Here is a 12,846-nt window from a genome sequence, read left to right on the forward strand (position 1 = left end):
CCTAACGGCCATTCACCAAACTATTACAATCCTCCTCAGCATTGCATCCCTGCAAAGCTCAATCAAAGCCGAATATCACCCGCCATGATAAATAGACAGCGCCATACGCCTTACATGAGCGGGAAATTCCGTTACGTAGTTGCTCCAGTCGTTGTATTGGTCCAGTTTCAGTTCTTGCGACCAGCGGGGGATGTTATCCATGACCGCTCCGGGGCCTTTTGTCGCTATGGTGTTGGTAATCTGAGTTGAGACCAGTTGATAGAGATCTTCCACGAAGGTTACGTTTTCCTCCAGTGCCTGCACGGAAGTAGAGGTTGAATGTGCGTTTACCGCAATCTGCGGTTTCAGGTCCTGCATCATTCTGAGGGCTTTCAGTACGCCCAGATAGTTGTCGTTGTCCATCCACACGCCGGGGATAATGTACCTGTCCGCGTATAGGTCTGCGCTGTAGACGATGCCGTCTTCGGGCAAGTGAATGATGGTGGAGGCGAAGCCGTCCGCCGGCCCGACGTGAATGAGCGTCACTTTGCGTCCGCCAAACTGAAAACTGTGCCGGTCGTCAAACACTGCATGTACCTTCTTTGGCGCCATGCCTCTGACGTCCAGATCAAACACGGCTTTACAAGAGATGTGACAGATCACTTCCGCACCGGGAAACGTCTCTGTACCGCCAACATGGTCCAAATGCTCATGGGACAGGACGATGTGGGTCACCGGACGGTCGGTGAGCTTGGCGATTTCGGCTTGCAGCGCCTTCGCTCTTTCCGGGGATGCAGGGTCTGTAATCAACACCCCGTCTTTGGAGAGCAACACCAGACTGGTTATACCAGCTTCAGAAATTGCGTACGCGTCCTGCTTAAACTTAACGACTTCCGCCGCCTCGACCTCACCGATCATCAGCGTCGCCGCCAAAAACAAAAAAATAATACTGTACATTTCAGTTTCCTCATTTTTTGTGGTTTTAATGCTCCTGTACGGCAAAAAGTATTCGCCGAAGAAGTGGTGGGAAGCCTAGGAATCAATTGGTTAATGGCAGGTTAACGCCAATTCATATCGGCCGAGTGACGCCACTGGCGTTTAGCCTCGCATTCATTCAATTCCTGTGCTTTAATGCGCCCGTTTAAACCCACGTAAATATGAGGAGACTGCCATGGCACGGGCTAGCGCGCGTCACATCCTGGTAAACAGCGAAGATCAGTGCAACGATCTGAAAAAGCAGATCGAAGACGGAGCGGATTTCGCCGCTCTGGCCAAAGAACACTCTCAGTGCCCCTCCGGCCGCAATGGCGGTGAGCTGGGCGAGTTCGGCCCAGGTCAAATGGTTAAAGAATTCGATCAAGTGGTTTTCAGTGCGGAAGTCGGCACTGTTCAGGGTCCAGTCAAGACTCAGTTCGGCTACCACCTGTTGGAAGTCACTAAGCGCACTGACTAAGAGCGCCGAGGGCGATGCGTCTTAACGTCGCCCTTATCTCCTCCTCAACCGTCTTTATCCTTTAATCTGCTTCTCTTTTTCCATTCTCCCTCTTTAAATTTCCCGACTTTCCCTCCATAAATAACTTCAACCTTTTATCCGACCACCTCACAACGGTCCGCCCATGCAGCAAGACGTTTCTACAGCCCGCATCGGGGCGCTCAAAGCCACGCTTGAGTTTATTCTTCCTTACAAACGACAAATTGTATTCGCGCTCTGCGCATTGTTTTTCACCGCCGGCATTACCCTGTCCATTGGTCAAGGCATACGACTGCTTATCGATCAGGGTCTGGCGACGCAGTCCGAGCAGATGCTGTCCCGCTATGTGCTCATCTTTCTAGGCCTGATCGTCGCGCTGGCGCTCGGCACCTTCACCCGCTACTACTGGGTGACCTGGTTGGGCGAGAGAGTGGTGGCGGATATCCGCCGCAAGGTGTTCGATCACCTGATCGAGCTGCATCCCGGCTTTTTTGAAAGCAATCGCGGGCTGGAGATTCAATCCCGCCTCACTGCCGACACCACCCTGCTGCAATCGGTCATTGGCTCCTCCGTCTCCGTGGCGCTACGCAATATCATCATGATGATCGGCGGGATCATCTGGCTGTTCATCACCAACGCCAAACTCACCGCCATCGTCATGATTTCCGTGCCCTTAGTGGTGTCCCCCATTCTGATATTCGGACGGCGCGTGCGAGGTCTGTCCCGACGCAGTCAGGATAAAGTGGCGGATGTCGGCTCCTACATCGGCGAAGTGCTTGGGCAAATCAAAACCGTCCACGCCTACAATCATCAACAGTTGGATAAACAACGCTTTTCAGAGCATGTTGAAGACGCCTTCAGCGTCGCCAAGGAGCGTATCGTGCAACGGGCCATTCTGGTGACGGTCGTCATCGTTCTGGTATTGGGCGCAGTGGGTGCTATGTTATGGGTCGGCGGCCTGGATGTGATCCAAGGACGCATCAGCGGCGGCGAGCTGGCGGCGTTCGTATTCTACAGCGTACTGGTAGGCGCGGCGGTAGGCTCCGTCAGTGAGGTAATAGGCGAACTGCAACGGGCGGCCGGCGCGGCGGAGCGTATTGTGGAACTGCTGCAGTCAAAGAATGAAATCGCCGCGCCGCAATTCGGCGTGAAGAGCCTTCCTGAGCAGATCCCCGGCAATCTGTCGATTCGCAATGTCAGTTTCTCCTATCCGGCGCGACCGGACGCCAACGCCATCGATCACCTGAACCTGGACGTTGCGCCTGGGGAAACCTTGGCGCTGGTCGGCCCATCCGGCGCAGGCAAGTCCACCCTGTTTGACCTGCTGCTGCGCTTTTTTGATTGCAAGGCCGGAGAAATTCGTCTGGAAGGCGTGGATATTCGACAGCTTGAGCCTACGGATTTACGTCGCTGCTTCGCGTTAGTGTCGCAAACGCCAGCTCTGTTTTTCGGCTCCATTGAAGACAATTTACGCTATGGCAAACCAGACGCCACACAGGAGGAAATCGAAGCCGCCGCCAAAGCCGCCAACGCGCATGAATTTATCGCCGCGCTCCCACAGGGTTACAAAACCCGGTTGGGGGACGCCGGGCTTGGCTTGTCCGGCGGTCAAAAGCAACGCATCGCCATCGCCCGCGCCATACTCACCGACGCCCCCATTCTTCTGCTGGACGAAGCTACCAGCGCGTTGGACGCACAAAGCGAATATCTGGTGCAGCAGGCTCTGGAGCGCCTGATGCAAGGGCGCACCACCCTGGTGATCGCTCATCGTCTGGCGACGGTGAAAAACGCCGACCGCATCGCCGTGTTGAATCATGGTCGCCTGGAGGCTTTGGGCTCCCATAGTGAACTGATCCGCGACAGCGAACTCTACGCGCGTCTGGCGGATCTGCAATTCAATACGGAATGGGAAGAGCCGGTCGTCGATTAACTCGGGGCCGGTCAGTTGACCTGGGATTCGGGCTCGCCTGCGTCCTCTTCACAAGTCGGCAGACGACACAGGTATAAGGTGGTGCAGGCGCCGATACCGCTGAGCATGATCAGGCTCCACAGTTTGCCGACAACCACCATGGAAATGGCGAGTCCCACCCACAGACAGATCAACGCCCGTACTCTCACCTTGCGGGTGACGCCGCGTCCTGACTCAAAGTTCTTCACGATTGGCCCCAAATGGCGATGAGACACCAGCCAGTGATGGAATTTCGGCGAAGAACGCGCGAAGCAGGCGGCGGCGAGCAGAATAAAGGGCGTGGTGGGCAATAACGGCAACACAATGCCGATGACGCCAAGCACAACGGAAGTCCAGCCAACGACGACCAGCAGTATGTGAAGAGATTGTTTACGCATGTCGCGCCAGTCATCCAGAAATTGAAACCCAGAAAAACTCCGTAAAACGTCAGCCAGATCATTTTCAGGAGGTCCACATGGCCAATGCTAGTTTCAAATACGGAGCATGGCAAATTCAGGCCTCAAGCATATTGACCTGCGCCGACGACCGGTACACTCTGTTGCGGGCCGTTGTTGAAGACAACGATTCCCTAAACGATACAAATAGTTAGCCGCCCCTAATGGGGAATGACGCTAACCAGCACAGAGCAAACCACTCCTTACGCGCAGCGGAGAGATCCATGAAACAAGAGACCATCGCCATTCACGGCGGCTTTGCCGGCGACCCTACCACGCATGCCGTCGCGGCGCCGATCTATCAGACCACCTCCTACTATTTCGACAACACTCAGCATGGCGCTGATTTGTTCGACCTGAAAGTGGAAGGAAACATATACAGCCGCATCATGAACCCGACCAACGCCATATTGGAGCAACGTATGGCGCAACTGGAAGGCGGCATTGGCGCCTTGGCGATGGCCTCAGGCATGGCGGCGATCACCGCCACAATTCAAACGCTGACCCGCGCTGGCGACAATATTATCAGCGTCAATCAGCTCTATGGCGGCACTTACAACCTGTTCGCTCACACGCTGCCGCAATCCGGCGTCACTGCGCGCATGTTTAACAGCGACGACCCTGCCTCCATGGAAGCGTTGATCGATGCAAACACCAAAGCGGTTTTTTGCGAATCCATCGGCAATCCCGCCGGAAACGTGGCGGATCTTGAAGCACTCGCCGCAATCGCCCACAAACACGGCATACCGGTGATTGTCGATAACACTGTCGCCACTCCCGTGTTGTGCCGTCCATTCGATTTCGGCGCCGATATCGTGGTGCACTCATTAACCAAATATATCGGCGGCCATGGCACCACCATTGGCGGCGTGATCATTGATTCAGGCCGTTTCCCCTGGAAAGACAATCCCCGCTTTCCCCAGCTCAACGAGCCTGATCCGTCCTACCACGGCGTGGTGTATACCGAAGCCCTGGGCGACGCCGCCTTTATCGGTCGCGCGCGGGTGGCGCCGTTGCGCAATATGGGCGCAGCCCTGTCGCCATTCAACACGTTCCTGATTCTGCAAGGCGTCGAAACCCTGTCGTTGCGGATGGAGAGACACGTGGAAAACGCCATGGCGGTATGCCAGTTTCTGGCTTCCCACCCCAGCGTCAGCTGGGTGAAATACCCCGGCCTGGAGAGCAGCCCGTATTACGAGCTGGCGCAGAAGTACATGGGTGGTAAACCTTCCTCCGTACTGAGTTTCGGCATCAAAGGCGGCAAAGAAGCAGGCGGCCGTTTTATCGACGCCTTGCAGATGGTCAAGCGACTGGTGAATATCGGCGACGCCAAGACCCTCGCCTGCCACCCCGCCACCACCACGCACCGGCAGTTGGATGAAAAAGAGCAAGCCGCCGCCGGCGTTTCTCCAGATATGGTGCGCCTGTCCATCGGCATCGAGCACAAGGACGACATCATCAAGGACCTGGAGCAGGCATTGGCGCAGGCGACGTTGTAACAGCTGCAATAACAAGACGTTATTTGTATCAGCAGGATGATGATTAATGTAGCGCGCCGCCGGTTATCCCGCGGCGTTCTACTCCTCTTTCAATGAATCACTTCCCTTCCATCAACGTTGCGTACAGTAGCGGCAGCTCCCGCGGCAGACGCTCAATATTGTTGATCAGCGCATAGCCTTTGTCGCCAAACAGGTACGGCAGGTATTCCTCCGCCTCTTTATCCACCGTAATACAGAATGGAATCAGCCCTTCTCTTCTCGCTTCCATCACCGCCTGACGGGTGTCCTCCAGCCCATAGCGGCCTTCATAAAGGTCAAGGTCGTTGGGTTTGCCATCAGTGAGAATCAGCAACAACCTTCGCGACGCTTTCTGATCTCGCAGGATCTTCGTGGACTGACGCAGTGCGGCGCCAATGCGGGTATAAAACCCTGGCCGCAGGGCGACTATCCGCCCCCGCACCGCATCCGTGTAGGGCTCTGCAAAGTTTTTAATGACGTGAAAGCGAACATGCTGGCGTTTGCAGGAAGAAAAGCCGTACAGAGCAAAGCGATCGCCAACGGCGTCCAGGGCTTCGGAAAACAGCATCAACGCATCGCTGATGACGTCAATCACACGCCTATCGTTATCCACATAAGCGTCCGTGGACATGGACAGATCCGCCAGCAACAGACAGTCCAGATCCCGCAATCGTCCGTTAAAACTCTTGAACATGGGCTGTTCGACGGCGCCGCCGGCGATTCTGTCAGCGCAGAACTCGTTCCAGCGCTCCATTTCGATCTCTTCGCCATCCGCCTGATTGCGACGCCAAACGCGCATGGGGCGCATCATCTCGAAGCGAGCGCGCACCTCTCGCACCACTCTGCGCAGGCGCGACGGCGGCGCGCAGGGCGGCGCGCGATGATCCAACATCGGCTGTAGCAGACAATGATCTGGAAGCAGTCGTCGGCTGCGGTAGTCCCATTCAGGCAGATGCAAACCTGGCCCCAATGGCGTGTCGTCTTCGCTGGCGGAAGGTAGATCCAGATTCAGCTTGATGCGCTGACCACCGCCGAACTCCTGGGTGGACAAACTGAGATGGTCCAAATCTTCAGCAACGCGCGCCGCATCCTCGTCGGGGCTATCGTCCGCGGTGCGATCCAGCTTCAGGTATTCAGACCAGCTGAACAGATTCTCCAGACGAAACACCAATAATCCTTTATCGCCGTCGTGATCCTGCACATATTCTCCCCGCGCCTTTTTCTCTACTTTCTCTTCTGGCGCAGCCGGTGGCCGCCGCATCTGCGCGCCCGACGCCGCATCTCGCCGCACCGACATCTCAGAAGTCCGCAAGGAGGGATACAACCAGAACGGGGGCGGCTGCACGCCATCTATATCCGTATCCTGGATCAAGGCGGTTTCGGGAGATAGCATTGCAGCGCGCAAACGAACCTCCTTGTCCTGCAGCGTCGGCGGCAGGCTCTCAAGTGTCCCGCGTAAGGGAATGTAGGCTGACACCATGGCGTCATACCGCGCGCGCACCGCCGGATAAGCAGCGCGCAGAGCGGCGTATCGAAGGCAGGCGTTTTGCGCCCACCCGGAAACGCCCGGAAGCGACTGCGCCGCCACCGCCGCCAACATCCTGTAGATTTCCCGATTCAGCTCAGCCTTGGGAAACAGGGCGACCTCCTCCGGCAGCGCCAGCACTTCTTCATCGAGATAAGCCAGCGCCAGACGTCGATGACTGCCCGCCACGCGACGCCAGAATGAGCGCGGCAATGTCACGGGGCGCTCGGCGGCGGCCTCGATGCGCACCGCGCGCTCGCCGCCGAGGGCGCGGTACAGAACGCCGACCTCCTTACGCATCTGGGTCAAGGTCACCGCCGCCTCCTGAAAGCGGTCGTCCGCATAACGGGTTACCGCCCGATGCCAAAGGCCTCCCACCCACTCTTCCACTTCGAACATAGCGACTGGCTCAGGTGGATTGGGCTTGCGGACCTTTTACAAAGAAGCTGGCGAAGTAGCAGACCAGCCCCACCAGGAACACCAGCCCCGCGCCTTCCCGCAACCAGTAGAAAACGGCGATTTTTTCCTGGGTCACCATAAACGGCAGCGCTCCCGCCGCCTCAGGAATACGCTGCAGCCATACTTGCAGAATGCCGGCGCCAGTCAAAAACAGCGTAATAAACACCATCGCGACGGTCATCAACCAGAACCCCCACATTTCCACGACCTGTGAGCGATTGCTGTTGCCCTCCGTGCGTCCGCTCAATATCGGCATTGCATAAGAAATAATGGTCAGCACGATCATCGCGTAAGCCCCATAAAACGCCATATGGCCATGGGCGGCGGTAATCTGGGAGCCATGAGTGTAATAATTGACTGGCGCCAGCGTATGCAAGAAGCCCCAGACGCCCGCCCCCAGAAACGCCATCACCGCTGTTCCCATCGCCCAAAGGGTGGCGGCTTTGTTGGGATGCGCCCGACGTCGACGATTGACCATATTGAAGGCGAAAATGGTCATGGCGAAGAACGGCAATGGCTCCAGTGCGGAGAAAACGCCGCCCAGCCAGTGCCAATAGGGTTCCGGTCCAATCCAGTAGTAATGATGGCCAGTGCCGATAATGCCAGTGATCAGCGCCATGCCGATAATCACGTATAACCATTTTTCGATCACCTCTCGATCCACGCCGGTCACCCGGATCAGTACAAAAGCGAGAATCGAGCCCATGATCAGTTCCCAAACGCCTTCCACCCAGAGGTGCACCACCCACCACCAGAAATATTTGTCCAGGGCCAGATTGCTGGGATTGTAGAAGGAGAACAGAAACATCACCGCCAGCCCCACCAGCCCGGTCATCAACACCACATTGATCGCCGTTTTGCGGCCTTTGAGCAGGGTCATGCCCACGTTATACAGAAAGCCGAGGCACACGATCACAATGCCCACTTTGGTCAGCGTGGGCTGTTCCAGAAACTCCCGCCCCATGGTAGGAAAGAACTTGTTGCCGGTGATCTCCGCCAGCTTGGCGTATGGGACCATGAGATAGCCCAGAATCGTCAGCACGCCGGCCGTGGCGAAGACCCAGAATAAGATCAACGCCAGTTTGGGACTGTACAACTCAGTTTCGCACTCTTCCGGGACCAGAAAATAGGTCGCGCCCATAAACCCGAACAACAGCCACACAATGAGCAGATTGGTATGCACCATGCGGGCGACGTTGAAAGGAATCTCGGGAAATAAAAAGTCCCCGATCACATATTGCAGGCCCAGGATCAATCCAAACAGGATCTGCCCGGCGAACAGGATCAGGGCGAAAATAAAGTAGGGTTTGGCTACCGCCTGTGACTGGTATTTCATGCCTTTTTCTCCGTGCTGTCCCACTTAGCCTTCAATATTGGGCGGCCAATTGTTGTCATCGATTTTGGAGGTCCATTTGAGGAACTCCGCCAGATCCTCCACCTGCTCGTCACTCAGGTTGAATTGCGGCATTTTGCGACGCCCGGGAACATCCAGCGGCTGCGCCGCCATCCAGGCTTTCAGAAACGCAGTGAAGGCCTGTTCGCCGCCGCGGCGATCGAACACGTTGGCCAGCTCCGGCGCAAAATACGCGCCCTCGCCCATCAACGTATGGCATCCAATACAGTTATTTTCTTCCCAAATTTCCTTCCCTCTGGCCACCGCCTCAGTCAGCTGATCCCGATGATCACGCTGCGGTAGGGCCTGGGTGGTTTGATAGGTCAATGCGAGAAACAGCAGAATAAAAAACAGACTGCCGCCGTAGTAAATATTACGGGCGGCGCTCTTACTGAATTTTTCCGGCATGGCTTGCTCCCTGACAAGGTTGATGATGAGGCTGAAGCCCGGTGCGCCGGACTTCGAGGTAAACTTGGCTGTGTTACGGCGACAATGGAAAGCGCTTCACTCTCGCCCCCGAACAAACAGCGGACGACCGGCGTTTTCGCGGGTCAGCGCATACACGCCCCAGATTACGCAGGCGCCGTGCGTCGCCACCCAATACACAATGACCAAAGTGACGGTGATCGGCCCCCTGTCGCTCAACCACAAAACGACCAGCGGAATGACCACCAGCAGAGCGCCATTGATAAGCCCGCCAACCAGTGCAGTCATCTGCGCCGCCAACAACGCCGCAGGCGCGCTCCGACGACGACTGCGCCAGTACCAGCCGAACAGAATCAAAAACGATGCTCCCGGCAGCGCCAGCAGGTTCACCAGGTACAAAATATGCGGCCATAAATAAGCTCGCTGCGACATGGGATCATCCATCAGAAATCCCGGTCAGTCCCTGCCGAAGTGAATATCGACCACCTGAAGCAAGGCGCGAAGCGTCTCTGCATCGTCGGTCAACGGCTCCACCAGGCAGGCCCGGCAGGCGTGCGCAGGATCCACGCCGCTGGCCATCAAACGCGCGGCGTAAATCAGTAAACGGGTGGACGCCGCTTCTTCCAGATCATGTTGCTCCAGACGCCGCAAAGCCGCTCCCACATCAACAATGCGCCGCGCCAACGGGGAACTGACGCCGCCCTCTTTTTCCACGATCAGGGCTTCCAGTTCCGGCGCGGGGTAGCTCAGGCTGACGCCGACAAAACGCTGCCGGGTGCTGGGCTTCATCCCTTTGAGTGCGTTCTGATAGCCGGGGTTGTAGGAGACCACCAGCATGAAGCCCGGCGCGGCCTGCAACTGTTCGCCAGTGCGGTCGATGGGCAGGATGCGGCGATCATCGGCCAGTGGATGCAATACCACAGTGGTGTCCTTACGCGCCTCCACCACTTCGTCCAGATAACACAACCCGCCTTCCCGCACCGCCCGGGTCAAAGGGCCGTCCTGCCAAAAGGCCCCGTCTCCGCCGATCAAATGGCGCCCCACCAGGTCCGAAGCGGTCAGGTCGTCGTGACAGGCGACGGTGTATAGACGCCGGCTCAATCGATGGGCCATGTGCTGCACAAAGCGGGTTTTGCCACATCCGGTCGGTCCCTTGATCAGCACTGGCAAACCGTGACTGTAGGCTTTTTCAAACAGCTCGATTTCACCGCCTTGGGGAAGGTAGAAAGGGGCGTCCTGAGGTGCGTTCATAGGTTGACGATCCTGTGCTTGGTCCTGTCCGATCTCTGTTTTTTACCCTACCCGAAACCGGTTTTCGCTCATGTACCCACGATGGGGTATTTGCCCTTGCCGCTCGCAAAACATTGATCCTCATCAACTTTGCCCGGCCGCCGCTGACCTACTCTCGTTGCGCTCAAGGAAATTCACCCAGCAGCAAAAAGGGGACAGCCATGGGAAAATTCAAACCTGCAACGTTAGTGTGTTTAGTCGCCGCCTTCCTGTCAGGAAACGCTCTCGCCGGAGATGCAACGGCAGGTAAGGCGAAGGCCGCCACCTGCGCCGGTTGCCACGGTGCGGAAGGAGTCAGCGGCAACGGCTTATGGCCGAATCTGGCCGGACAGAAAGAGGGATATCTGGTCAAGCAAATGAAGGATTTTCGCGACGGCAAACGCAACGACCCGATGATGTCCAGCATGGCCAAGCCATTGTCGGACGACGACATCGCCAACCTCGCCGCCTACTACAGCCAACTCAAATAGGAGTCTTCACCACCTGAATCTTCGTTAAAAAAGCGCCGTAGTTTCGCAAGGCGCGTCCGGGATCGGACGGTTTTGCGTCAGTAAAGAATCGAAATAGCAAGACTCTGATGAGAAGGACAGTGCTATGCATACAGACAGCGCTCCAAAACGCAGCCAACGCTCGCCGTCCAGGCCATTGCGCCTGCGTTACTCCACCCTTTCCCTCGCCCTGGTCGCCGGCTTATCGAGCCATGCCTGGGCGGACACTAAAAGCGACCTTGTTAATTCCCCTCCCGGACAATACGAAAGCGCCCCCACGGCGATGACCGGGGAAGGCCTGCGCATTGTGCGTTCTCCCGGCGCCCCAGACCTCACGGAAGAAGAGTTCCAGAAAGCGACGCGCATTTACTTCGAGCGCTGCGCCGGTTGCCACGGCGTACTGCGTAAAGGCGCCACTGGCAAGCCTCTGACGCCGGACATTACGCAGGCCAAAGGATTGGACTATCTGGAAGCCTTCATCAACTATGGCTCCCCCGCCGGCATGCCGAACTGGGGAACTTCCGGCGACTTCACCGCCGATGAAGTCAAACTCATGGCGAAATTCGTGCAACATGAACCGCCACAGCCGCCGGAGTGGGGAATGGCGGAGATGAAGAACAGCTGGAAAGTCCTGATCAAGCCGGAAGATCGTCCCACCAAGCAGCTCAATGCGCTCAACCTGAAAAACCTGTTCTCCGTCACCCTGCGGGACGCCGGTCAGGTGGCGTTGATTGATGGCGACAGCAAAAACATCGTAACGATTATAAAAACCGGCTACGCCGTACACATTTCACGTTTGTCGTCCTCTGGACGCTACCTGTTCGTCATCGGACGCGACGCCAAGGTCAATATGATCGATCTATGGATGAAAACCCCGGCTACGGTGGCGGAAATCAAAGTCGGCCTGGAAGCGCGCTCCGTGGAGACGTCTAAATACAAAGGGTTTGAAGACACCTACGCGATCGCCGGCGCCTATTGGCCGCCGCAGTATGTGATCATGGACGGTGAAACCATGGAGCCGCTGAAAATCGTCTCCACTCGCGGCATGACGGTGGATACCCAGGAGTATCACCCCGAGCCGAGAGTCGCCGCCATTGTGGCGTCCCATGAAAAGCCCGAGTTCATCGTTAACGTCAAGGAAACCGGCAAAATCCTGCTGGTCAACTACGAAGACATCAACGCCCTGAAAGTCACCACTATTGATGCAGCGCGCTTCCTGCACGACGGCGGCTGGGACAGAACCCATCGCTATTTCCTTACCGCCGCCAATCAGTCCAACAAAGTGGCGGTCATCGATTCCAAAGACGGCGCGTTGGAGGCGTTGATCGATGTCGGCGCCATTCCTCACCCTGGACGCGGCGCCAACTTCACGGACGCCAAATTCGGGCCGGTCTGGGCCACCAGCCACCTTGGCGACGGCAGCATCGCCGTGATCGGGACGGACCCGGATAAGCATGGCGATTACGCCTGGAAACAGGTGCGCTCGCTGTCCGCCCAAGGCGGCGGATCGTTGTTCATCAAGACGCATCCAAACTCCAAACACCTGTACGTGGATACGCCCCTGAACCCGGACGCCAATATCAGCCAGTCGGTGGCGGTATTCGACCTCAGCGATATCGAGGCCAAATACAAGGTGCTGCCTATCGCCCAATGGGCGGAGCTGGGCGATGGCCCCAAACGCGTGGTGCAGCCCGAGTTCAACGAAGCTGGCGATGAAGTCTGGTTCTCGGTATGGAACGGCAAGGAACAGGAATCCGCCATCGTCGTGGTGGACGACAAAACGCTCGCTCTGAAAACCGTCATCAAGGACCCGCGACTGGTGACGCCGACAGGCAAGTTCAACGTGTACAACACCCAACACGATATTTACTGATTCATGACCAGGAGAACGCGCT

Annotated in this window: 12 protein-coding genes; 5 read left to right on the forward strand and 7 right to left on the reverse strand. The window is 56.9% G+C overall.

Annotated features, from left to right (window positions below):
• Positions 1-75: 75 nt before the first annotated feature.
• Entirely contained in the window at positions 76-936 is an 861-nt protein-coding gene (locus tag O5O45_RS15110) for an MBL fold metallo-hydrolase (protein WP_305906035.1), read from the reverse strand.
• Positions 937-1,150: 214 nt separating this feature from the next.
• Between O5O45_RS15110 and O5O45_RS15115 the strand changes: the two genes are divergently transcribed.
• Together O5O45_RS15115 and O5O45_RS15120 are read left to right on the forward strand one after the other, a co-directional pair.
• Positions 1,151-1,432 carry a peptidylprolyl isomerase gene (locus tag O5O45_RS15115; protein ID WP_011398176.1) on the forward strand — a complete coding sequence of 94 codons (282 nt, stop codon included), beginning with the start codon at positions 1,151-1,153 and terminating at the stop codon, positions 1,430-1,432.
• Positions 1,433-1,595: 163 nt separating this feature from the next.
• Entirely contained in the window at positions 1,596-3,380 is a 1,785-nt protein-coding gene (locus tag O5O45_RS15120) for an ABC transporter transmembrane domain-containing protein (RefSeq protein ID WP_305906036.1), read from the forward strand.
• 11 nt (positions 3,381-3,391) lie between these two features.
• Here O5O45_RS15120 and O5O45_RS15125 read toward each other — a convergent pair whose 3' ends face one another.
• A complete protein-coding gene (locus O5O45_RS15125; protein WP_305906037.1) occupies positions 3,392-3,796 on the reverse strand; it encodes a YbaN family protein in 405 nt (134 codons plus the stop codon).
• A gap of 281 nt (positions 3,797-4,077) precedes the next feature.
• Between O5O45_RS15125 and O5O45_RS15130 the strand changes: the two genes are divergently transcribed.
• Positions 4,078-5,352, forward strand: a complete 1,275-nt coding sequence (locus tag O5O45_RS15130; RefSeq protein ID WP_305906038.1) for an O-acetylhomoserine aminocarboxypropyltransferase/cysteine synthase family protein — start codon at positions 4,078-4,080, stop codon at positions 5,350-5,352.
• Between the two features lie 97 nt (positions 5,353-5,449).
• Here O5O45_RS15130 and O5O45_RS15135 read toward each other — a convergent pair whose 3' ends face one another.
• The 5 genes from O5O45_RS15135 to O5O45_RS15155 all read right to left on the reverse strand — a co-directional run bounded on the left by O5O45_RS15135 (position 5,450) and on the right by O5O45_RS15155 (position 10,424).
• Positions 5,450-7,294 carry a nitric oxide reductase activation protein NorD gene (locus O5O45_RS15135; protein WP_305906039.1) on the reverse strand — a complete coding sequence of 615 codons (1,845 nt, stop codon included), beginning with the start codon at positions 7,292-7,294 and terminating at the stop codon, positions 5,450-5,452.
• A 10-nt stretch (positions 7,295-7,304) separates the two neighbouring features.
• Positions 7,305-8,690, reverse strand: a complete 1,386-nt coding sequence (locus O5O45_RS15140; RefSeq protein WP_305906040.1) for a cbb3-type cytochrome c oxidase subunit I — start codon at positions 8,688-8,690, stop codon at positions 7,305-7,307.
• 24 nt (positions 8,691-8,714) lie between these two features.
• Complete coding sequence (locus tag O5O45_RS15145) at positions 8,715-9,155, reverse strand: c-type cytochrome (RefSeq protein WP_305906041.1); 441 nt, start codon at positions 9,153-9,155, stop codon at positions 8,715-8,717.
• A 96-nt stretch (positions 9,156-9,251) separates the two neighbouring features.
• Positions 9,252-9,605, reverse strand: a complete 354-nt coding sequence (locus O5O45_RS15150) for a hypothetical protein (RefSeq protein WP_305906042.1) — start codon at positions 9,603-9,605, stop codon at positions 9,252-9,254.
• 24 nt (positions 9,606-9,629) lie between these two features.
• Positions 9,630-10,424 (reverse strand): CbbQ/NirQ/NorQ/GpvN family protein, encoded by a 795-nt coding sequence (locus O5O45_RS15155; RefSeq protein WP_305906043.1) that lies wholly within the window; start codon positions 10,422-10,424, stop codon positions 9,630-9,632.
• 200 nt (positions 10,425-10,624) lie between these two features.
• Between O5O45_RS15155 and O5O45_RS15160 the strand changes: the two genes are divergently transcribed.
• Positions 10,625-10,933 (forward strand): c-type cytochrome, encoded by a 309-nt coding sequence (locus O5O45_RS15160; protein WP_305906044.1) that lies wholly within the window; start codon positions 10,625-10,627, stop codon positions 10,931-10,933.
• Positions 10,934-11,057: 124 nt separating this feature from the next.
• Positions 11,058-12,824 (forward strand): cytochrome D1 domain-containing protein, encoded by a 1,767-nt coding sequence (locus tag O5O45_RS15165; protein ID WP_305906045.1) that lies wholly within the window; start codon positions 11,058-11,060, stop codon positions 12,822-12,824.
• Positions 12,825-12,846: the final 22 nt, after the last annotated feature.

The sequence above is a fragment of the Hahella sp. HNIBRBA332 genome (assembly GCF_030719035.1).
Taxonomy (GTDB): domain Bacteria; phylum Pseudomonadota; class Gammaproteobacteria; order Pseudomonadales; family Oleiphilaceae; genus Hahella.